We start from the raw sequence: 19,473 nt of genomic DNA, 5'->3' as shown, positions 1-19,473 counted from the left end.
ACTAACAGCCAGCAGAGCTGAACACAACATCACGACAGGAAAGACAATTCTATGGTTGATCAATCTAAAGAAACCGCAAGCACCCACGAAACGCCCGATAAACTCCAGCGCAATCTGCACAATCGTCACATCCAGCTGATCGCCATTGGTGGCGCTATCGGTACCGGCCTGTTTATGGGCTCAGGTAAAACCATCAGCCTGGCTGGCCCCTCGATCATTTTTGTCTATATGATCATCGGTTTTATGCTGTTCTTTGTGATGCGCGCCATGGGGGAGCTGCTGCTCTCCAACCTTGAGTACAAATCCTTTAGCGACTTTGCCGCTGATCTGCTTGGCCCGTGGGCCGGCTACTTTACCGGCTGGACCTACTGGTTCTGTTGGGTGGTAACCGGCATTGCCGACGTGGTGGCAATCAGCGCCTATTTCCAGCTCTGGTTTCCGGGCTTCTCGATCTGGATGAGCGCCCTGCTCTGCGTGGTGGTTTTTCTGGCGCTCAACATTGCCACCGTCAAGCTGTTTGGCGAGATGGAGTTCTGGTTCGCGATCATTAAAATTGTCGCCATTGTGGCGCTGATCGTAACCGGGATTGTGCTGGTATCGATTCACTACCCCTCACCGGGCGGCGGCACGGCGTCACTCAGCAACATCTGGGATCACGGCGGTATGTTCCCGAAGGGCCTCAGCGGCTTCTTTGCCGGCTTCCAGATTGCGGTGTTTGCCTTTGTCGGCATTGAACTGGTGGGCACGGCAGCGGCTGAAACCCACAATCCGCATAAAGTGTTACCGCGCGCGATTAATGCAATTCCGTTGCGGGTCATTATGTTTTACGTACTGGCGCTGATGGTGATTATGGCGGTAACGCCCTGGACCCAGGTGATGGCCGATCGCAGTCCGTTTGTTGAGATGTTCGTTCTGATTGGTCTGCCTGCGGCTGCGAGTATCGTTAACTTTGTGGTGCTGACTTCTGCCGCCTCCTCAGCCAACAGCGGCATCTTCTCCACCAGCCGTATGCTCTATGGCCTGTCGCAGCAGGGTGTGGCCAGCCGCGCCTTTGGCCGACTCTCTGCCCGTGCGGTGCCGACTACCGGCCTGTTTTTCTCCTGCCTGTGCCTGCTGATTGGTGTGGCGTTGATCTACCTGATCCCGGATGTAATGAAGGTCTTCACGCTGGTGACCACCGTCTCGGCCATTCTGTTTATGTTCGTCTGGACCATCATTCTGTGCAGCTATCTGGCCTACCGTAAAAAGCATCCGCAGCGCCATGCGGAGTCGGCATTTAAGATGCCGCTGGGCAAATTCATGTGCTGGGTCTGCATGGCATTCTTCGCATTTGTGCTGGTGCTGCTGACGCTGCAGGAAGATACGCGCCAGGCGCTGATGGTTACGCCACTCTGGTTTGCCCTGCTGGGTGTCGGCTGGATGCTGCGTAATCGTCGTAGCCGCTAATCGGTAATATCATGAAAAAAGCCCGGTCAGATGACCGGGCTTTTTTTTTACAGGCGATCGCCCAGCGCAGAGAAAATGGCGGATAAAGAGGGGCGTTCATAAGGTAAGCGCTGCGGCCGGGGATCGGGCTGCTGAGGCGTGCCCAGACCAAAGGTGAAGGTATACTTATCGCCTTCGCCCATGCGCAGGTCGGCAATCGTCGTCTGCCCGTCCTGCTCCCGCAGCGCGTAGAAGCCGTGGCTGAACCAGGCGACACGTTCTGCATACCAGCTGCCCCGAAAGGCGTCGAACAGTTCAGGATGACGCGGATACCACGCCACCTGCAGTGGCCGTGAGGGCGACAACAGCGACCAGTAAACTTCGCCATAGCGATCCGGCGTCATAATCACGCTGCGCCATACCAGCGTATTAAAGGCCGTGGGCGTCACCAGCACTTTATTGTCCGGAATACCCTGCTCCGCCAGCGACGCTCTGATCTGCCAGCCTGCGACGCCCTGAATCACCACACTCCAGACCAGATAAAGGGTACTCAGCATCAGCCCGAGCCGGTTTCCGCGCAGCCCTTTATCACTGCGCCGCCAGAGCGCGACGCCCAGACCTGCCAGCAGCGGCAGCGTATAGAGTGGATCGATGATGTAGATACTGCCGATGGCATAAGGATAATCGGTGATCGGCAGGCCAAGCTGGGTGCCATACACCGTCATCAAATCGAGCAGCGGATGGGTAATCAGCGCCAGCCAGATGGCAGGCCACCATGCTGCCCACTTCACCCGCTGACGAAACAGACCCGCCACCAGCCATGCAATCAGTGGCGAGAGCAACGTGAGCCAGAGCAGCGCATGCGTTTCCGTGCGATGCAGGGTCATGTTGCGTATCGCATCGCCATGATCAAGAAAGACATCGAGATCGGGTAAGGTGCCGCAGACGCCGCCCACCAGCGCGGCCTGCCAGACCGGTACCCGACGTCCCATCACTGCGACACTGACTGAGGCACCCAGCACCAGCTGCGAAACAGAATCCATTGATTAACTCCGTACCTGAACCGTGAATGTATCCTGAATTAGCGTACGCGAATCCCTTCGATGATCATGCGCTGCACGTTATCAACAGCCTGATCGAAAAATGCCGGATCGCTGAGCGTCTGGCCGGTAACGGCCTCAACCTGAGTGGCAAAATCGGCGTAATGCTGCGTGGTGGCCCACAGCATAAAGATCAGATGCTGCGGCTGTACGCCTGCCAGTCGTCCTTCATCAATCCAGCGTTCAATAATTGCCGCTTTGTCATCCACCAGCTGCTTAAGATCGCCTGCCAGCTCCCCTTTCAGAAGCGGAGCACCCTGCAGCATCTCCAGACAGAAGAGCCGGGAAGCCTGAGGATGATCGCGCGACACTTCCAGCTTCAGCCGGATGTAGCGCCGAATCGCGACCAGCGGATCCTGATCGTGCGCCAGCGCGCGCAACGGTGCCAGCCAGACATCGAGAATCTGCTTAAGCACGGCCACATAGAGCACTTCTTTAGAGGGAAAATAGTAGAGCAGATTGGTTTTAGAGACATCGGCCAGCTCGGCCACCTTATCGAGGCTGGTGCCGTGAATGCCAAACTGTGAGAAGAAGGTTAATGCCGCTTCCAGTATGGCGGCCCGCTTCGCTGCGACCGCACGCGAACGTCGCGTTGGCTTTTTTTCATCGGTATTCACACGTTTACCTCATCCTTCTGGTGTCAGCGCATCATAGCAAAGGGATTCATCGCTGCCCAATCCGCGCCCTGCACCTTTTTTGCTCAGCCTGCATGGAAAACGTGCAGCGAATTTTGACCAGACGGTCTGAAATGGACCAGTTACTCCACTTACCTCTTTCGGGTTAATTTTAACTCACTGTTATATAAAACAATAAAAAAAGTGGCACACAGTTTGCAGAATTGTGACTGAGCGCGGCCCACACGGACGATGCAGGATGCAGTGCAGCGCGTGAAACACCTTTCCCCCATCGCAACGAGGTTTCACATGAAGATAGGCGTCTTTATTCCGATTGGTAACAATGGCTGGCTGATTTCGTCCAATGCGCCGCAGTACATGCCGACCTTTGAACTGAACAAAGCGATCGTGCTGAAAGCAGAGCATTACCATTTCGATTTTGCGCTCTCGATGATCAAACTGCGCGGCTTCGGCGGAAAAACCGAGTTCTGGGATCATAATCTCGAATCGTTCACCCTGATGGCAGGCCTGGCCGCCGTGACATCACGCATTGAGATCTACGCCACCGCCGCCACCCTGACGCTGCCTCCGGCGATTGTGGCGCGCATGGCGTCCACCATCGATTCCATTTCAGGCGGTCGCTTTGGCGTCAACCTGGTGACCGGCTGGCAGAAACCGGAATATGAACAGATGGGAATGTGGCCTGGCGATGAGTACTTCAGCAGCCGCTACGCTTATCTGACCGAATACGTTACCGTGCTGCGCGACCTGTGGGGCACCGGAAAATCGGACTTTAAAGGTGAGTTCTTCACCATGAACGACTGCCGGGTGAGTCCGCAGCCGCAGCGCCCGATGAAGGTGATCTGCGCCGGACAGAGCGATGCCGGTATGGCCTTCTCTGCTCAGCACGCCGATTACAACTTCTGCTTTGGTAAAGGTGTTAACACGCCTGCCGCGTTCAGCTCTACCTCGATTCGCATGAAGCAGGCCGCTGAAAAAGCGGGCCGCGATGTCGGCTCCTATGTGCTGTTTATGATCATCGCTGCTGAAACGGACGAAGAAGCGCGGGCGAAGTGGGAACACTACAAAGCCGGTGCGGATGAAGAGGCGCTCTCCTGGCTCACCACTCAGAGTCAGCAGGACACCAAATCGGGCAGCGACACCAATGTGCGCCAGATGGCGGATCCGACCTCGGCAGTCAATATCAATATGGGCACCCTGGTGGGGTCGTATGCCAGCGTGGCGCGGATGCTGGATGAGGTTGCGCAGGTCGAAGGCACCCACGGCGTGCTGCTGACGTTTGATGACTTCCTGCAGGGTATCGAGAACTTCGGGCAGCACATTCAGCCGCTGATGGCCTGTCGCAGCGCCCTGCTCGACGCACAGCAGGAGGTGGCATGATGGCTACCGTTTATTGTGCTCACACGCCGGATGTTCCCCAGGTTGAACTGCCGGCGCGGCCAGAGCCGATCGCCTTTCCGCCTGGCCAGACCGCGCTGATTGTCGTGGATATGCAGAACGCCTACGCCACTGAAGGCGGCTATCTCGATCTGGCGGGCTTCGATGTTTCCGCCACCAAGCCGGTGATTGCGAAAATCTATCAGGCGGTGACGGCAGCCCGTGCGGCAGGTGTCCAGATCATCTGGTTCCAGAACGGCTGGGACAGTGACTATGTAGAAGCGGGCGACGCCGGTTCCCCCAATTTCCACAAATCGAATGCCCTGAAAACCATGCGTAAACGGCCTGAACTGCAGGGGTCGCTGCTGTCAAAAGGCGGCTGGGATTACGCGCTGGTCGATGAACTGGTGCCGCAACCCGGTGACATCGTGCTGCCGAAATCACGTTACAGCGGCTTCTATAACACCCCGCTCGACAGCATGCTGCGCAGCCGCGGGATCCGTCATCTGATGTTTACCGGCATCGCCACCAACGTCTGCGTTGAATCGACGCTGCGCGACGGCTTCTTTCTGGAGTACTTCGGCGTGGTGCTGGAAGACGCCACTTATCAGGCCGGCCCGCCCTTTGCTCAGCAGGCTGCCCTGTTCAATATCGAAACCTTTTTTGGCTGGGTATCGGATGTCGATACCTTCTGCGAAAGCCTGAATGCCCGCTAATCCACGATAAGGACGACGCTATGCCGAAAAGTATTATTGTTCCGCCAGGCACCACCACCCCCATCGCCCCGTTCGTTCCCGGCACGCTGGCGGATGGTGTGGTCTATGTCTCGGGTACGCTGCCGTTTGATGCTGACAACAACGTGGTGCATGTGGGTGATGCCGCAGCGCAGACCCGCCACGTGCTGGAAACCATTAAAAAGGTGATTGAGACCGCCGGTGGCAGCATGACCGATGTGACGTTTAATTCGATTTTTATCACCGACTGGTCGAACTACGCCGCGGTGAATCAGGTTTATGCCGAGTTCTTTCCCGGCGAAAAACCGGCGCGCTTCTGTATTCAGTGCGGTCTGGTCAAGCCTGATGCGCTGATTGAGATCGCCAGCGTGGCGCACATCGGCAAAGCGGAGGTCTGATGCAGCTGGATATTCTGGGTCTGCAAAATCCCGATGCACCGACACTGGTGCTCTCATCCGGTCTGGGCGGCGTGGCGGGTTTCTGGCAGCCGCAGCTGGCCGCGCTAACGGCACGCTATCGCGTGGTGACCTATGACCAGCGCGGCACCGGTCGCAGCGCTGACAGCCTGCCGGAAGGCTACAGCATGGCGATGATGGCGGCGGAACTGGCCGCCGCGCTGGCGCAGCACGGCATCCTGCGCTTCAGCCTGATCGGTCACGCGCTGGGCGGTCTGATGGGGATGCAGCTGGCGCTGGATTATCCGGATCGGATCGAACGGATCGCGGTGATCAATGGCTGGCTGACGCTGCATCCCCATACCCGTCGCTGCTTTCAGGTGCGTCAGGACCTGCTGCTCAACGTCGGCGTCGAGGCATTTGTCCGCGCTCAGCCGCTGTTTCTCTATCCTGCGGAGTGGATGGCACAGCATCAGACACGGCTGGATCAGGAAGATAGCCATCACGTCGCACATTTTCAGGGGATGGAAAATCTGATGCGGCGGCTGCACGCCCTGATGAGCGCCGACTTCAGCGCGCGGGCTGCTGCCATTCCACAACCGGTGCTGGTGATCGCCAGCCAGGACGATCTGCTGGTGCCATGGAGCTGCTCAACTGAGCTGGCCGCGGCCCTGCCCAATGCGACTGAACAGATGATGGCCTGGGGCGGCCACGCCATGAGCGTCACCGCCCCCGAAAACTTTAATGCCCTGCTGCTGCAGTGGCTGGATCAGACTGATGACGTGCAGCCGCTGCAGCGCGTCGTCGGATAACCTTTTCGCGGAGAACACGATGAGCCTGGATACCCTTACCCCTGCCGTTGAGAAAACTGAGTTTCGTAATGCGATGTCGCGGCTGGGTGCTGCGGTCAACATCATCACCACTGAAGGCCCGGCCGGACGCGCAGGCTTTACGGCCTCGGCGGTGTGCAGCGTCACGGATTCGCCGCCGACGCTGCTGGTCTGCCTTAACCGCTCTGCCTCGGTTTACCCGGTGTTCCGCGAAAACATGCAGCTCTGCGTCAATACGCTGGCGGCGGGCCATGAAACGCTCTCCAATCTGTTCGGCGGCAAAACGCCAATGGCTGATCGTTTTATTGCCGCTGAGTGGTCAACGGCCGTGACCGGCTCGCCGGTGCTGAGCGGCGCCGTCGCGTCCTTTGACTGCCGCATCACTCAGATTGTCAGCGTCGGTACGCATGACACGCTGTTCTGCGAAGTCGTGGGGTTAGTGCGCAATGATGACACCCACGGTCTGGCGTGGTTTGACCGGGGATACCATCCCCTGTTGCGGCAGGATGCCTGTTAACGCTTCCCTGAATCCCACCGGCATTCATAACGCTCTGGAGTAGACGATGGCACGATCCTGGTTTCCGCAATGGCAAAAGAAGTCGGCATTAACAGAAAACGGTATTATCGCCCCGGATGAGACCCTGCCTCTGGGGCAGACGCTGGTGCTGGGTTTACAGCATGCGGTAGCGATGTTTGGCGCAACGGTGCTGATGCCCCTGCTGATGGGGCTGGATCCCAATCTGGCCATTCTGGTCTCGGGTATAGGCACGCTGCTGTTCTTCTTTATCACCGGCGGTCGGGTGCCCAGTTATCTCGGGTCGAGCGCTGCCTTTGTCGGCGTGGTCATTGCGGTAACCGGCTTCAGTGGTCAGGGGCTGAATTCCAATCTCAGCGTGGCGCTGGGCGGCGTGATCGCCTGCGGCCTGCTCTACACGCTGATTGGTCTGGTGGTGATGAAGTCCGGCACGCGCTGGATTGAAAATCTGATGCCGCCGGTCGTGACCGGTGCGGTGGTGATGGCTATCGGGCTGAATCTGGCCCCGATTGCGGTTCACAGCGTCTCCGCCTCGTCATTCGACAGCTGGGTTGCGGTGATGACCGTACTCTGCATTGGTCTGGTAGCGGTATTTACCCACGGGATGATTCAGCGACTGCTGATTCTGGTCGGCCTGATTCTGGCCTGGGCGATCTATGCACTGCTGACCAACGGTCTGGGGCTGGGTAAGCCGGTCGATTTTACGCTGCTGTCACAGGCTGCCTGGTTTGGTCTGCCGCACACCACTGCACCCACCTTTGATCTGCAGGCGATGGTGCTTATCGCCCCGGTGGCGATCATTCTGGTGGCTGAAAACCTCGGGCATCTGAAAGCGGTGGCGGGTATGACCGGACGCAATCTCGATCCTTACATGGGACGCGCTTTTGTTGGCGATGGCCTGGCCACCATGCTCTCCGGCTCGATCGGCGGCAGTGGCGTCACCACCTATGCCGAAAATATCGGGGTGATGGCGGTGACCAAAGTCTATTCTACGCTGGCATTTGTCGCCGCGGCGGTCATCGCCATCCTCGCCGGTTTCTCGCCGAAGTTTGGTGCGCTGATCCACACTATTCCGGCACCGGTGATTGGCGGCGCATCCATTGTGGTGTTCGGGCTGATTGCGGTAGCGGGTGCCCGCATCTGGGTACAGAACCATGTTGATTTAGGCCAGAACAGTAACCTGATCATGGTGGCGACCACACTGGTGCTCGGTGCCGGTGATTTCGCGCTGAAAATCGGTTCTTTCACGCTGGGGGGTATCGGTACCGCCACCTTTGGCGCGATTATCCTCAATGCGATTCTGCGCCGACGCAGTGCGGCAAAGCAGGACAAGCCCCTGGCGCGACAGCAGGGTTAACGACCTACTCCAGCGGTGTGGCAGCAGGCTGCACCGCTTTTTTTCGTTTCAGCCGCAACTCACTGACGATCACCCCGCAGACGATCAGCGCGCCGCCCAGCAACGTCAGCGCAGGCAGGCGCTCACCCGCAATACGCCCCACGACGCCGGCCCAGACCGGTTCCCCGGCATAAATCACCGTGGCGCGGGTCGGCGAAACGCTGCGTTGCGCCCAGTTCATGGTGACCTGAATCAGGGCGCTGGCCGCACCCAGCCCCAGCGCGCTGAGCAGCAGCGGCGTTGAGATGGCAGGCACCGTTTCCCCATTGGGGATCATCAGACCAAAGGCACACAGCGACGCCACTGCCAGCTGGATCAGAGTCACACGGCGCACATCGACCTTACCGGCATAGCGGCTGATTAAGATGATCTCGGCGGCGATCGCCAGAGTACTGATCAGCGTCGCTATTTCACCTGCATTCAGAGTGATGCGACCATCCTGCGGCCCGGCCACCAGCAGCAGGCCGGTAAACGCCAGTACAATCCCCAGCCACGACATCAATCCCGGCGGACGGCGCAGAAACAGCCATTGCAGCAACGGCACGACAGGGACATAGAGGGCGGTGAGAAAGGCGGACTGACTGCTGGAGATGGTCTGCATTCCCCACGTCTGAAGACCATAGCCCCCGGCGATCGACAGGCCAATCAGCGCACCCGCTTTCACCTCTAGCCAGGTCATGCCTGCCAGATAGCGGCGGAAAAAGAGCGCCAGCAGCAGCGCGGCGGTGGCAAAACGCAGGCCGACAAAGAAGAACGGGCCGGAGTGCTGCATCGCACGATGCACCACCAGAAAGGTGCCGCCCCAGATCATGGTGATGAAAAGTAATACCAGCTCCTGCCGCGTCAGGCGCAGGGTTAAACCGCGGAGTGTGTCCGACATAATTCACCTGATAATGTGTCCGGACAATATTGTGGGGAGAGCGAGGGGGAAAAGCAACGACGTTAACCGCCGGTCTCAACCGGCGGCAGTGTGGGGTTATGCGTCCGGTTTTTTAGGACTGCTGCGTCCCCCTTTCTCCCCGGCACGCGCGGCGCGCTGCGGATCGTTTTTAAAATTACCGCCGCTGTTTTTTCCCCCTTTACGTCCCGCTTCTGCGGCACGTTCACGGTTTTCAGCAAAATTTCCAGAACCCCCACGATGTGTTGTCATGATTTGCTCCTGTCGCGTAGTGCGATAATTAAGAATTAAAAACAGAGGGCTGACGGCCCGAAACGCGAGCTCAGCCCATGTTTAAATAATAGCCAGATTATCCTTTCACTCGTCCGCCAGTCACATTTAGCAACAGAGTAATCACCAGAAATTTGGCTAAACAACGAACACTCTGCCGACTTACAACCGATTAGCTGCTGATTTATTGCCCGACTCCTCCGTTCCGGCTTCGGCATCGCCTGCGTAAAACGAAAGCTCTTCTATACTTTTTCTGGACGTCAAAACCATCTGGAGAGATCAATGGCTAAGATTCTGGTGCTCTACTACTCGATGTACGGACATATTGAAACAATGGCGAACGCGGTTGCAGAAGGCGCTCGTCGGGTTCCCGGCGCGGAAGTGGATATCCTGCGGGTACCAGAAACGATGGAGGCCGATCGCTTTGCACAGGTGGGTGGCAAAACCGATCAGCAGGCAGCAGAAGCCACGCCTGAGGTGCTGCCGCACTATGACGCGATTATCGTCGGTACCCCGACCCGCTTCGGCAACATGGCCGGACAGATGCGGACATTCTGGGATCGCACCGGCGGACTCTGGGCGTCAGGCGCGCTGTTTGGCAAGGTTGCCAGCGTCTTTACCTCAACCGGCACCGGCGGCGGACAGGAACAGACCATCACGTCTGTCTGGACCACCCTGGCGCATCACGGCATGGTGATTGTGCCAATCGGCTACGGAACCAAAGAGTTGTTCGATATTTCACAGGTTCGCGGTGGAACGCCTTATGGAGCCACCACCCTGGCGGGCGGCGATGGTTCGCGTCAGCCTACCGAAGCGGAACTGAATATCGCCCGTTTTCAGGGCGAACATGTTGCCGGACTGACCGTCAAACTGCAGGACTGATTTAATCAAAGGAGAAAAGTATGTCTACTGAACAATCAAAAGCACATCACGTTGGCGAATGGGCAAGTCTGCGTCATACCTCCCCTGAAATTGCCGAGGCCATTTTCGAAGTGGCCAATTACGATGAAAAACTGGCAGAAGAGATCTGGCGTCAGCAAGGCAGTGATGACGTGCTGATTCGCGCCTTTGAAAAAACCGATAAAGATCTCCTGACCTGGGATGACAAGCCCGTAGAACGTAAGAACGTCTGATTCAGGGGCGGGACTTTCCCGCCCTCAATTTTTAGCTCACCAAGGAGTACGCTATGTCTTCCTATCAAAGCATTAATCCCGCAAACAACCAGTTGCTGAAAAGCTGGCCGTCACACGATGAAGCCGCCGCCAGCCATGCCCTCGAAGTGGCCGATCGCCTTTTCCATTCTTCATGGAGCAAAGGTGATATTCAGCCGCGTCTGCAGGTACTGAAAAAACTGGCTGACCTGATTGATAGCCGCGCGGAAGAACTGGCCACCATCGCCAGTAAAGAGATGGGTAAACTGATTGGTCAGAGCCGCGGAGAAGTGAAAATCTGCTCGCAGATTGCCCGCTACTACGCAGAGAATGCGGAACGTATTCTGCAGCCGCAGTCCTATCCCAGCGATCTGGGCGAAGCCTGGGTTGAGTATCACCCGATTGGCGTTTTAGTCGCCGTCGAGCCGTGGAACTTCCCTTACTATCAGCTGATGCGCGTGCTGGCACCTAACCTGGCGCTGGGTAACCCGGTGCTGGCAAAACATGCCAATATCGTGCCGCACTGTGCCGATGTCTTTGAGAAGCTGGTTCGTGAAGCGGGTGCACCTGAAGGGGCCTGGACTAACCTGTTCATCTCCACCGATCAGGTCGCCGATCTGATTGCTGACGACCGCGTACAGGGTGTCGCCCTGACCGGATCCGAGCGCGCGGGCAGCGCCGTGGCTGAGCAGGCCGGTAAGCATCTTAAGAAATCGACGCTGGAGCTGGGTGGCAATGACGTGTTTGTGGTGCTGGATGATGCCGATCTTGATGAAGCGGTACGTCAGGGCGTGCAGGCTCGCCTCAGCAACTGCGGACAGGTCTGTACCGCCGCAAAACGTTTTATTCTGCATGAGAAGATTGCCGATCGCTTTATCAGCCAGTTCAGCGCTGCACTGAGTTCCGCTACGCTGGGCGATCCGCTGGATGAGAAGACTACGCTTGGCCCGCTCTCCTCCGCTGACGCGCGTGACCGCCTGGTGCAACAGGTAGACGAAGCCGTCGCCAATGGCGCAAAACTGGTCACGGGCGGCAAAGCCGTTGACGGTGCAGGTTGCTACTATCAGCCAACCATTCTCACTGGCATTACCCCGGATAATCCCGCCTATTATCAGGAGTTCTTCGGTCCGGTCGCGCAGGTTTATGTCATAGGGGACGATCAGGCGGCTGTGGCGCTGGCGAACGACTCTCACTATGGTCTGGGCGGCTCGGTCTGGACACGCGATATTGCACGCGGTCGTAAACTGGCCTCCGCCATTGAAACCGGCATGGTGTTTATCAACTCCCAGAGCGACACCTCAGCGGAGCTGCCCTTTGGTGGCGTGAAACGTTCAGGTTATGGCCGTGAGCTGTCTGATCTGGGCATCAAAGAGTTTGCTAACCAGAAACTGGTGGTCGTGGCGGGTTAATCGCCTTGCAGCCATAAAAAAACCCCGTCTCGACGGGGTTTTTTATTATCAGCCGGAAAGCACGATTACTGTGTTGCCACAGCCGCTGACTTTGATTCGTCGTTGTGCGCTGTTGCAGGCGTGTTCGAGGCGTTAGCCTGGTCAGCCGCACCTTTATCGGCACTGGCTGATTTCGCTGCCGCGTTGTCCGCTTTCGCTTTCTCAGCGGCGGCTTTATCGGCTGCTGCCTTGTCCGCTTTTGCCTTCTCAGCGGCGGCTTTATCGGCTGCTGCCTTGTCCGCTTTTGCCTTCTCAGCCGCAGCTTTATCGGCTGCTGCCTTGTCCGCTTTTGCTTTTTCAGCGGCGGCTTTATCGGCTTCAGACTTCTCAGCGGCAGCTTTATCGGCGTCAGCCTTCTCTTTCGCCGCGGTCGCTTTATCCGCTTCAGCCTTATCAGCAGCAGCGTCATTGGTCGCTGCGGCTTTCGCACTGTCGTCGTCAGACTGGGCTGCCGGTTGTGGTGCCGCCGCTGGCTGCATTGGCGTGCCCTGCAGCGCAGCATTCAGCACCTGAGAGAACTGATCCCAGCTGCAATAGCCGTTTGCATCGGTCTCACAACCCGTCAGCTGCAGCGTAACGCGCTTCGGTGGGTTCTTCAGGCTCAGCACGTCTGCGTTGCGCAGCTGATCGGCGCTCTGATAGACATACTCAACTTTGAGCAGGTCTTTATCATTTTTGGCATCATGCCAGCGTTCGAAAACAACCTGACCGCCAATCGGCGTTTTTTCGAAGGTATCAGGCAGTTCATAAGGTTTGACCTGCAACGCGCTCAGCAGCGAGGCGATGTTTGAGTCATGGCCTACCATCAGCGTAATTTTTGGCGCGTTGGCTTTGTCCTGGTCCACTAACTGACTGCGGATGTAGTCCACCAGCGGTGCCGCCACTTCACGGGAAATGTCCGGGCTGGTAAACAGCGCATCCTGGTAACCATTTTTAATCGCTGACAGCTCTTTCCACTGCTCAGGCGTTTTGATCTGGCCCCAAGCAACCTGATCCAGCGGGAAACCTTCGTAATATTGCAGCGTGAACGCATCCATCAGGGAATTCCCCGTTTTCAGCGGGCCACTGACATTCGGTTCTTTACCATTTTCAGCGCTGAAGGTGTTCTGACCACTGCTGAGATCGCACTGCTTTTTATTGTTGCAGGCAGGCGATGCTTTGTAGTCGACAATCTTTTCCAGGCGCTGGAAGGCAGGCTTCAGCGACAGTTTTTCATTTGCAGCGGCCATCTCAGCCAGCGCTTTCTTATTGAATGCTTCACTGCCATCTGTGATAACCGGATTGAAGATAGGATCCATGGAACCCATTTCATCCTGATGAGAGACCGCGACGTCACAGCCCGGGAAGGCGCCATTAACAAAGAACTGGGCGGTGGCCACAGTGCGCTGCAGGCTGTTGGCGTAAACAAAGACGTTATTGCTGTCAGGACAGCTGCCGTTCTTCACCAGGCCCTGCTGTGCCAGCCACTGACGGGTGTAGTTACCCATGTAGACTTCCAGCACACCACCTTTCGTGGTCAGCTGTCCGCCGGGAACATCCCACTGCGGCCAGCTCTTTTTGGTCGACTGCGCCAGCACGCTGCCATTATCAGCCAGCGGTGCACGCAGATTGTGACGACTTAACATCAGCACCTGTTGCAGCTGCATATCACCCTCAGCAGCAAATGCTACCGTTCCGACCGGCAATGCAGCGAGCACTGACAATGCGCAAAGACTCAGTTTCTTGATCATTGTGCCTATTCCATTCATTCAGTAAAGAAACACTCTGGCTATCAACCCATTAGCTCGCCTCAGAGCGATGTAATCAACAGTGTAACTCAGCTCGCCTCAGAAAAGCGCCAGATGTTTGCAAAAACGGTGAGTGGACTATAGCAGAGATGCACCGGAGAGATGAATGCGCAGCCACGCGTCACAGAGAGTGGCACGCTTTTTTCAGACAGGAAGAAGTTACAGAGAGAGCAGAAACGAAACAGGCCAGCACTGCGTGCTGGCCTGTAAAATGTGGCGGAGGAGGAGAGATTCGAACTCTCGGATGGTTTCCCATCGGCGGTTTTCAAGACCGCTGCCTTAAGCCGCTCGGCCACCCCTCCGTTTTGAAACTGTATTGCATTGGCAAAACATCTATTTTTGCCGCTTTATTGCCCAGGGCAGATAAAGTGGCGGAGGAGGAGAGATTCGAACTCTCGGATGGTTTCCCATCGGCGGTTTTCAAGACCGCTGCCTTAAGCCGCTCGGCCACCCCTCCGCAATGACGCGCACTATAAACACCCCGTTTAGGGATGTAAAGCACCTATCTGTCTATTCGCCTGAAAAACAGCCAGATTGTGATTTTTCGGTGTCAAAATCGCCACTCTGCTCAAACAATTAGCAGTTTAGCGCGTAAAGAAGGGTAAAACGCCTTTTCCCTCTTTAATGGCCTGCGTATTCTCGGCACATATTTGGTGTTCTGCTTAAAGGAGCGCAACATGGAAAGAATTGTCACCTCATCGCAGTCCTCACTGCTGTCTACGCACAGAGTTCTGCGCAATACCTATTTTCTTCTCGGACTGACACTGGCCTTCTCGGCCGTTACGGCTACCGCCAGCACCCTGCTGGCCCTGCCTGCGCCGGGTTTAATCCTGATGCTGGTTGGCTTCTATGGCTTAATGTTTTTAACCTACCGTCTGGCTAACAGCCCGATGGGCATTCTGGCCGCTTTTGCCTTTACCGGCTTCCTGGGTTATTGCCTGGGGCCTATCCTGAGCTCATTCTTAACCGCAGGCATGGGTGACGTGATAGCGCTGGCGCTGGGCGGCACGGCGCTGGTGTTCTTCTGCTGTTCGGCTTACGTGCTGACCACACGTCGTGATATGTCCTTCCTCGGCGGCATGATGATGGCAGGTTTCGTTGTGTTGCTGGTTGCTGTGGTAGCCAACATCTTCCTGCAGCTGCCTGCATTGCATCTGGCCATCAGCGCCCTGTTCATTCTGTTTTCAGCTGGTGCGATTTTGTGGGAAACCAGCAACATCATTCACGGTGGCGAAACCAACTACATCCGGGCGACGGTCAGCCTCTATGTTTCGCTCTATAACATCTTTGTCAGCCTGCTGAGCCTGCTGGGGTTTGCCCGCAGTAACTAATCCGCAGTGACAGTAGCCTGTAAAACCCCGCTTCGGCGGGGTTTTTGCTTTTACTGCCCGCCAGGTTTGATAAACTGCGCCGTCATTTACTAAGAGGATGTCACGTGAATTTTAACGGTAACGAAATCGCCGTCGATGCCGAAGGCTATCTGAAGCATCCCGGCGACTGGAGTGAAGCACTGGCTGTCCACATCGCTGAGCAGGAAGGCCTGACCCTGACTGAAGCACACTGGGAAGTGGTCCATTTTGTGCGCGCCTTTTATCTGGAATATAACACCTCACCCGCCGTGCGAATGCTGGTGAAGGCGATGGCGCAGAAATATGGCGAAGAGAAAGGCAATAGCCGCTATCTGTTCCGCCTGTTCCCTGAAGGGCCGGCTAAACAGGCGACGAAAATCGCCGGCCTGCCTAAACCGGCGAAATGTCTGTAATTAACCGGTCGTAAAATCGCGGGGCGGCTCTGCGGGCTGGTGCGGCTCCACCAGCACCTTTTCAACGCGCGCGCTGCGTGGCCCGCCCGCTTTAAGCCAGGCGATCAGCGCATCGACCTGCTCCGCCTCACCCCAGGCCAGCACCTCGACACTGCCGTCATCCAGATTTCGCGCATAGCCCAGTACGCCCAGCGTCCTGGCTTCTGCCTGAGTACTGTAACGAAACCCGACGCCCTGGACGCGGCCATGAACCCATGCTTTAAAACAGGCTGCTGACATTATTCTCTCCTGCTGCTGTTCGTTGCAATTTCCCGTTATCCACCGGACAATGGCGCCTCATTTTTTCAGGTAAGCATAGCAAACTATGACAGTCAGATTGATTCTCGCAAAGGGGCGTGAAAAGTCCCTGCTCCGTCGCCATCCATGGGTCTTTTCAGGTGCCGTTGCGCGTCTGGAAGGTAAAGCGCAACTGGGTGAAACCATTGACGTTTGTGACAGCAACGGTAAATGGCTGGCTCGCGCCGCTTATTCACCCGAGTCGCAGATCCGCGCCCGCGTCTGGAGCTGGCAGGCCGATGAATCCATCGATATCGCCTTCTTTGTCCGCCGGTTTGAACAGGCGCAGCAGTGGCGCGAATGGCTGGCGGCCCGCGATGGTCTGGACAGCTATCGCCTGATCGCTGGTGAATCTGATGGTTTACCGGGCGTCACCATTGACCGCTTTGGCAACTTTTTAGTAATGCAGCTGCTCTCAGCAGGCGCAGAATATCAGCGTGCAGCGATCATCACCGCCCTGCAGCACTGTTTCCCTGGCTGCGCCATCTATGACCGTTCTGACGTCGCCGTTCGTAAGAAAGAGGGGCTGGCGCTGACGCAGGGCACCGTTACCGGTGAACTGCCACCGCCGCTGCTGCCGATTACCGAACATGGCATGAAGCTGCTGGTAGATATCCAGGGCGGTCACAAAACCGGCTATTACCTTGATCAGCGTGATAGCCGTCTCGCCACGCGTCGTTACGCGCAGGATGCCCGTGTCCTTAACTGCTTCTCTTACACCGGCGGATTCGCGGTTTCTGCGCTGATGGGTGGCTGTAAAGAAGTGATCAGCGTGGATACCTCCCAGGAGGCGCTGGACGTTGCCCGTCAGAACGTTGAACTCAATGAGCTGGATCTCTCACGCGCGCAATTTGAGCGTGATGATGTTTTCAAACTGCTGCGCCGTTACCGGGACAGTGGCGAGAAATTTGATCTGATTATTATGGATCCGCCAAAGTTCGTCGAAAACAAAAGCCAGTTGATGGGCGCATGTCGCGGCTATAAAGACATTAATATGCTCGCCATTCAGTTACTGAATCCGGGCGGCATATTAATGACCTTCTCCTGCTCCGGTCTGATGGCCACCGATCTGTTCCAGAAGATCATCGCCGATGCCGCGCTGGATGCGGGCCGTGAAGTGCAGTTTATTGAGCAGTTCCGCCAGGCCGCAGATCATCCGGTGATCGCCAGCTATCCGGAAGGTCTCTACCTGAAAGGTTTCGCCTGCCGCGTCATATGACTTGAAAAAACGGCTCCTGCCCCCATATTGGTAAGAGAGCTTTTTTTTCGGAGGTCACAATGATTGCCAGTAAATTTGGTATTGGTCAGCAGGTTCGTCATCGTTTGTCCGGCGTACTGGGCGTTATCGTCGATGTCGATCCTGAATACTCGTTAGATGAGCCTAAAATTGAAGATGTTGGCGCGGAAGAGAAAATGCGCACCGCGCCCTGGTATCATGTGGTGATGGAAGATGAGGAAGGCGATCAGGTACATACCTACGTTGCTGAGATTCAGCTTTCCGGCGAAACCAGCATTGAACACCCAGAGCAGCCTTCAATGGATGAGCTGGCAGCATCGGTACGTCAGCAATTACAGGCACCTCATCTGCGACATTAATCTGTGGCGGCACGCTCTGCCGCCACACTCATCATTTCTGACGCGTTATTCCCAGACGCGGAATTTCAATCTTCGGGCAGCGATCCATAATCACCGTCATGCCCGCATCCTGTGCCAGTACCGCCGCCTGCTCATTAATCACACCCAGCTGCAGCCATAATGTTTTTGCCCCCACGGCGATAGCCTCCTGGGCCACGCCCCACGCGGCTTCAGAATTGCGAAAGACATCCACCATATCAATCTTGCCCGGTACATCCGCCAGGCTGGCATACCCCTGCTGCCCCAGCAGCGTTTTCCCTGCCAGTTTCGGGCTGACCGGGATCACCTCATACCCCTGATCGAGCAGATATTTCATCACACCGTAACTGGGACGTTCGGGGCGATCGCTTGCTCCGACTAAGGCGATACGTTGGGTGCGCGTCAGCACCTCACGAATTGTCTGATCGTTCATGTTTAACTCCTTTCAGGCCAGTGTTGAGTGTAGATTGGCGTGCCCTTTAGCGGGTAAGTCCTCAGCGAAATTAATTGAACCCGCGCACGAATAAATATGTTTAAATGTAAATTAACTGCCATAATGTAAGAATTTGCTACACACCATCCTTTGTGTCTTCAGTTACCGGAGTTGAAATGAAGCTGTCGCTGGCTGTTACGGGGTTAATTACCCTCCTCGTTTCGGCGTCCTGTTCTGCCATCACATTAAAGCTCGATCCTCAGATCGATTTGCTGGTGCTGGATGGTCGAAAAATTTCAGGCTCCCTCCTCAAAGGCGCAGACAGCCTGGAGCTGGACCGCGGTCAGCATCAGTTTCTGTTTCGGGTAGAGCAGCAGCGCAAAGGTCAGAATGAGAACGTCATCGCTTATCAGTCGGTGCCGATGATCGTCACGTTCACCGCGGTTGCCAAAACCATTACCATTCGGTTGCCTGCGCTGGAGACAAAACGCGAGCGTTATCATTTTGACCGCAGCCTGAACTTTCAGCTGGTGGATGAAAAAGGCACGGAGATTACCAGCGTGCGCGACCACCTGCCGGTCACCACATCCGCAGATATGGAAAAAGCGATGCTGAATTATAATCGCACCCGCCAGATTGCCTCTGTGCCGCGGTTTGCAAATACCCCTTCTGCAACGCCCTCTTCCGTCCGGCTTACCGCCGATCTGGACTGGACTACTCAGGCCGAACTGCCCTCGCTGCACCGCTGGTTTCACCGCTTCGATGAAGCCACGCGTCAGCAGCTTCTGACGCTGGTCAAAATGCTACGTACAAGTTGATAGAGTCGAAAGGCCAGAGGTACACTCATGCTCTCTCTTCTTGCGCATGAGCCTTACCAGGACGCCTTTATGGAACAGACTGTTCGTACCCTCGGCACCACAAAACATATCGCGCTGGTCGCCCACGACCACTGCAAAGCCGCCCTGCTTGACTGGGTGAAACAAAACCAGCCCGCGCTGGAATCGCACATCCTCTATGCCACCGGCACTACCGGGAATCTGATCAATCGCGATACGGGTCTGAATGTGACAGCCATGCTGAGCGGCCCGATGGGCGGCGATCAGCAGGTGGGTGCGCTGATTTCGGAAGGGAAGATCGATGCACTGATTTTTTTCTGGGATCCACTCAACGCAGTGCCGCACGATCCGGATGTCAAAGCACTGCTGCGTCTGGCTACCGTATGGAATATCCCGGTAGCCACTAACCGGTCCACGGCTGACTTTATCATTCAGTCGCCACTGTTTGCGCAAAGTGTAGAGATTATGATCCCCGACTATCAGCGCTATCTGGCCGATCGTCTGAAGTAAC

The 19,473-nt window shown here is 56.4% G+C and carries 23 protein-coding genes and 2 tRNA genes; 16 read left to right on the top strand and 9 right to left on the bottom strand.

Features of this window, described 5'->3' with window-relative positions; all coding sequences use genetic code 11:
* Window positions 1–51 precede the first annotated feature (51 nt).
* Entirely contained in the window at window positions 52–1,446 is a 1,395-nt protein-coding gene (gene cycA / locus LC417_RS08030; protein WP_022625909.1) for a D-serine/D-alanine/glycine transporter, read from the top strand.
* A 47-nt stretch (window positions 1,447–1,493) separates the two neighbouring features.
* Here cycA and LC417_RS08025 read toward each other — a convergent pair whose 3' ends face one another.
* Together LC417_RS08025 and rutR are read right to left on the bottom strand one after the other, a co-directional pair.
* Window positions 1,494–2,468, bottom strand: coding sequence for a metal-dependent hydrolase (locus tag LC417_RS08025; RefSeq protein ID WP_069026039.1), 975 nt, complete (start codon window positions 2,466–2,468; stop codon window positions 1,494–1,496).
* 38 nt (window positions 2,469–2,506) lie between these two features.
* A complete protein-coding gene (gene rutR, locus LC417_RS08020; protein WP_003849991.1) occupies window positions 2,507–3,142 on the bottom strand; it encodes an HTH-type transcriptional regulator RutR in 636 nt (211 codons plus the stop codon).
* Window positions 3,143–3,448: 306 nt separating this feature from the next.
* Between rutR and rutA the strand changes: the two genes are divergently transcribed.
* From rutA to rutG, 6 genes are read left to right on the top strand one after another with little or no spacing between them, the layout of a single operon-like run.
* The gene (gene rutA, locus LC417_RS08015) at window positions 3,449–4,540 is read left to right on the top strand and encodes a pyrimidine utilization protein A (protein WP_010669800.1); all 1,092 of its coding nucleotides are present in this window, start codon (window positions 3,449–3,451) and stop codon (window positions 4,538–4,540) included.
* Window positions 4,540–5,253, top strand: coding sequence for a pyrimidine utilization protein B (rutB, locus tag LC417_RS08010; RefSeq protein WP_033767366.1), 714 nt, complete (start codon window positions 4,540–4,542; stop codon window positions 5,251–5,253). Before rutA ends, rutB begins: the two co-directional genes overlap by 1 nt.
* Before the next feature lie 20 nt (window positions 5,254–5,273).
* Complete coding sequence (rutC, locus tag LC417_RS08005; protein WP_033766884.1) at window positions 5,274–5,669, top strand: pyrimidine utilization protein C; 396 nt, start codon at window positions 5,274–5,276, stop codon at window positions 5,667–5,669.
* Window positions 5,669–6,478: a pyrimidine utilization protein D gene (rutD, locus tag LC417_RS08000; RefSeq protein WP_010669798.1), complete on the top strand. Its 810-nt coding sequence runs from the start codon at window positions 5,669–5,671 to the stop codon at window positions 6,476–6,478. Before rutC ends, rutD begins: the two co-directional genes overlap by 1 nt.
* Before the next feature lie 19 nt (window positions 6,479–6,497).
* Window positions 6,498–7,013 carry an NADH-dependent FMN reductase RutF gene (gene rutF / locus LC417_RS07995; RefSeq protein ID WP_029518970.1) on the top strand — a complete coding sequence of 172 codons (516 nt, stop codon included), beginning with the start codon at window positions 6,498–6,500 and terminating at the stop codon, window positions 7,011–7,013.
* Window positions 7,014–7,059: 46 nt separating this feature from the next.
* Complete coding sequence (rutG, locus tag LC417_RS07990; RefSeq protein WP_201500339.1) at window positions 7,060–8,388, top strand: pyrimidine utilization transport protein G; 1,329 nt, start codon at window positions 7,060–7,062, stop codon at window positions 8,386–8,388.
* Between the two features lie 4 nt (window positions 8,389–8,392).
* Here the strand turns inward: rutG and LC417_RS07985 are convergent, their stop codons facing one another.
* A complete protein-coding gene (locus tag LC417_RS07985) occupies window positions 8,393–9,307 on the bottom strand; it encodes a DMT family transporter (RefSeq protein ID WP_223565688.1) in 915 nt (304 codons plus the stop codon).
* A gap of 96 nt (window positions 9,308–9,403) precedes the next feature.
* Entirely contained in the window at window positions 9,404–9,577 is a 174-nt protein-coding gene (locus LC417_RS07980) for a general stress protein (protein WP_010246636.1), read from the bottom strand.
* 300 nt (window positions 9,578–9,877) lie between these two features.
* On the opposite strand from LC417_RS07980, the gene wrbA reads away from it, so the two are divergent.
* The 3 genes from wrbA to LC417_RS07965 are packed head-to-tail and all read left to right on the top strand — an operon-like array spanning window position 9,878 to window position 12,155.
* Complete coding sequence (gene wrbA, locus LC417_RS07975) at window positions 9,878–10,477, top strand: NAD(P)H:quinone oxidoreductase (RefSeq protein ID WP_022625914.1); 600 nt, start codon at window positions 9,878–9,880, stop codon at window positions 10,475–10,477.
* 20 nt (window positions 10,478–10,497) lie between these two features.
* On the top strand, window positions 10,498–10,728 hold the full coding sequence (locus LC417_RS07970; RefSeq protein ID WP_010669794.1) for a YccJ family protein: 231 nt from the start codon (window positions 10,498–10,500) through the stop codon (window positions 10,726–10,728).
* 53 nt (window positions 10,729–10,781) lie between these two features.
* Window positions 10,782–12,155 carry an NAD-dependent succinate-semialdehyde dehydrogenase gene (locus LC417_RS07965; protein ID WP_223565687.1) on the top strand — a complete coding sequence of 458 codons (1,374 nt, stop codon included), beginning with the start codon at window positions 10,782–10,784 and terminating at the stop codon, window positions 12,153–12,155.
* A 65-nt stretch (window positions 12,156–12,220) separates the two neighbouring features.
* Here the strand turns inward: LC417_RS07965 and agp are convergent, their stop codons facing one another.
* From agp to LC417_RS07950, 3 genes are all read right to left on the bottom strand, one after another.
* Complete coding sequence (gene agp / locus LC417_RS07960) at window positions 12,221–13,924, bottom strand: bifunctional glucose-1-phosphatase/inositol phosphatase (RefSeq protein ID WP_200895140.1); 1,704 nt, start codon at window positions 13,922–13,924, stop codon at window positions 12,221–12,223.
* 271 nt (window positions 13,925–14,195) lie between these two features.
* A tRNA-Ser gene (locus LC417_RS07955) sits at window positions 14,196–14,283 on the bottom strand.
* Between the two features lie 67 nt (window positions 14,284–14,350).
* Window positions 14,351–14,438, bottom strand: a tRNA-Ser gene (locus LC417_RS07950).
* A gap of 220 nt (window positions 14,439–14,658) precedes the next feature.
* Between LC417_RS07950 and yccA the strand changes: the two genes are divergently transcribed.
* Together yccA and LC417_RS07940 are read left to right on the top strand one after the other, a co-directional pair.
* Entirely contained in the window at window positions 14,659–15,312 is a 654-nt protein-coding gene (gene yccA, locus LC417_RS07945) for an FtsH protease modulator YccA (protein WP_003850014.1), read from the top strand.
* A gap of 104 nt (window positions 15,313–15,416) precedes the next feature.
* Entirely contained in the window at window positions 15,417–15,743 is a 327-nt protein-coding gene (locus tag LC417_RS07940; RefSeq protein WP_010669791.1) for a TusE/DsrC/DsvC family sulfur relay protein, read from the top strand.
* On the opposite strand, the gene yccX is transcribed toward LC417_RS07940, so the two are convergent.
* Window positions 15,744–16,022 (bottom strand): acylphosphatase, encoded by a 279-nt coding sequence (yccX, locus tag LC417_RS07935; protein WP_010246647.1) that lies wholly within the window; start codon window positions 16,020–16,022, stop codon window positions 15,744–15,746.
* A gap of 85 nt (window positions 16,023–16,107) precedes the next feature.
* On the opposite strand from yccX, the gene rlmI reads away from it, so the two are divergent.
* On the top strand, window positions 16,108–17,298 hold the full coding sequence (gene rlmI / locus LC417_RS07930) for a 23S rRNA (cytosine(1962)-C(5))-methyltransferase RlmI (RefSeq protein WP_111533596.1): 1,191 nt from the start codon (window positions 16,108–16,110) through the stop codon (window positions 17,296–17,298).
* A gap of 59 nt (window positions 17,299–17,357) precedes the next feature.
* Window positions 17,358–17,675 carry a heat shock protein HspQ gene (gene hspQ / locus LC417_RS07925; RefSeq protein ID WP_010246651.1) on the top strand — a complete coding sequence of 106 codons (318 nt, stop codon included), beginning with the start codon at window positions 17,358–17,360 and terminating at the stop codon, window positions 17,673–17,675.
* 31 nt (window positions 17,676–17,706) lie between these two features.
* Here the strand turns inward: hspQ and LC417_RS07920 are convergent, their stop codons facing one another.
* Entirely contained in the window at window positions 17,707–18,126 is a 420-nt protein-coding gene (locus LC417_RS07920) for a CoA-binding protein (protein WP_010669789.1), read from the bottom strand.
* Window positions 18,127–18,302: 176 nt separating this feature from the next.
* Here LC417_RS07920 and LC417_RS07915 point away from each other — a divergent pair, with 176 nt between their 5' ends.
* The gene (locus LC417_RS07915) at window positions 18,303–18,944 is read left to right on the top strand and encodes a DUF2057 family protein (RefSeq protein ID WP_010669788.1); all 642 of its coding nucleotides are present in this window, start codon (window positions 18,303–18,305) and stop codon (window positions 18,942–18,944) included.
* A gap of 69 nt (window positions 18,945–19,013) precedes the next feature.
* Window positions 19,014–19,472 carry a methylglyoxal synthase gene (mgsA, locus tag LC417_RS07910; protein WP_010246657.1) on the top strand — a complete coding sequence of 153 codons (459 nt, stop codon included), beginning with the start codon at window positions 19,014–19,016 and terminating at the stop codon, window positions 19,470–19,472.
* Window position 19,473: the final 1 nt, after the last annotated feature.

This window comes from Pantoea sp. OVA07A (assembly GCF_019969975.1).
Classification (GTDB): Bacteria; Pseudomonadota; Gammaproteobacteria; order Enterobacterales; family Enterobacteriaceae; genus Pantoea; species Pantoea agglomerans.
Note: the sequence above shows the minus strand (reverse complement) of the source record. Positions and strands in the feature narration are given on the sequence as shown.

Coding starts and splice junctions, on each gene's coding strand:
- rutB (WP_033767366.1), top strand. CDS start 4,540: ATGGCTACCGTTTATTGTGCTCACACGCCGGATGTTCCCCAGGTTGAA.
- mgsA (WP_010246657.1), top strand. CDS start 19,014: ATGGAACAGACTGTTCGTACCCTCGGCACCACAAAACATATCGCGCTG.
- cycA (WP_022625909.1), top strand. CDS start 52: ATGGTTGATCAATCTAAAGAAACCGCAAGCACCCACGAAACGCCCGAT.
- rutG (WP_201500339.1), top strand. CDS start 7,060: ATGGCACGATCCTGGTTTCCGCAATGGCAAAAGAAGTCGGCATTAACA.
- rlmI (WP_111533596.1), top strand. CDS start 16,108: ATGACAGTCAGATTGATTCTCGCAAAGGGGCGTGAAAAGTCCCTGCTC.
- rutA (WP_010669800.1), top strand. CDS start 3,449: ATGAAGATAGGCGTCTTTATTCCGATTGGTAACAATGGCTGGCTGATT.
- wrbA (WP_022625914.1), top strand. CDS start 9,878: ATGGCTAAGATTCTGGTGCTCTACTACTCGATGTACGGACATATTGAA.
- LC417_RS08025 (WP_069026039.1), bottom strand. CDS start 2,468: ATGGATTCTGTTTCGCAGCTGGTGCTGGGTGCCTCAGTCAGTGTCGCA.
- rutF (WP_029518970.1), top strand. CDS start 6,498: ATGAGCCTGGATACCCTTACCCCTGCCGTTGAGAAAACTGAGTTTCGT.
- LC417_RS07915 (WP_010669788.1), top strand. CDS start 18,303: ATGAAGCTGTCGCTGGCTGTTACGGGGTTAATTACCCTCCTCGTTTCG.
- yccA (WP_003850014.1), top strand. CDS start 14,659: ATGGAAAGAATTGTCACCTCATCGCAGTCCTCACTGCTGTCTACGCAC.
- LC417_RS07970 (WP_010669794.1), top strand. CDS start 10,498: ATGTCTACTGAACAATCAAAAGCACATCACGTTGGCGAATGGGCAAGT.
- LC417_RS07920 (WP_010669789.1), bottom strand. CDS start 18,126: ATGAACGATCAGACAATTCGTGAGGTGCTGACGCGCACCCAACGTATC.
- rutD (WP_010669798.1), top strand. CDS start 5,669: ATGCAGCTGGATATTCTGGGTCTGCAAAATCCCGATGCACCGACACTG.
- rutC (WP_033766884.1), top strand. CDS start 5,274: ATGCCGAAAAGTATTATTGTTCCGCCAGGCACCACCACCCCCATCGCC.
- agp (WP_200895140.1), bottom strand. CDS start 13,924: ATGATCAAGAAACTGAGTCTTTGCGCATTGTCAGTGCTCGCTGCATTG.
- LC417_RS07965 (WP_223565687.1), top strand. CDS start 10,782: ATGTCTTCCTATCAAAGCATTAATCCCGCAAACAACCAGTTGCTGAAA.
- LC417_RS07980 (WP_010246636.1), bottom strand. CDS start 9,577: ATGACAACACATCGTGGGGGTTCTGGAAATTTTGCTGAAAACCGTGAA.
- hspQ (WP_010246651.1), top strand. CDS start 17,358: ATGATTGCCAGTAAATTTGGTATTGGTCAGCAGGTTCGTCATCGTTTG.
- yccX (WP_010246647.1), bottom strand. CDS start 16,022: ATGTCAGCAGCCTGTTTTAAAGCATGGGTTCATGGCCGCGTCCAGGGC.
- LC417_RS07985 (WP_223565688.1), bottom strand. CDS start 9,307: ATGTCGGACACACTCCGCGGTTTAACCCTGCGCCTGACGCGGCAGGAG.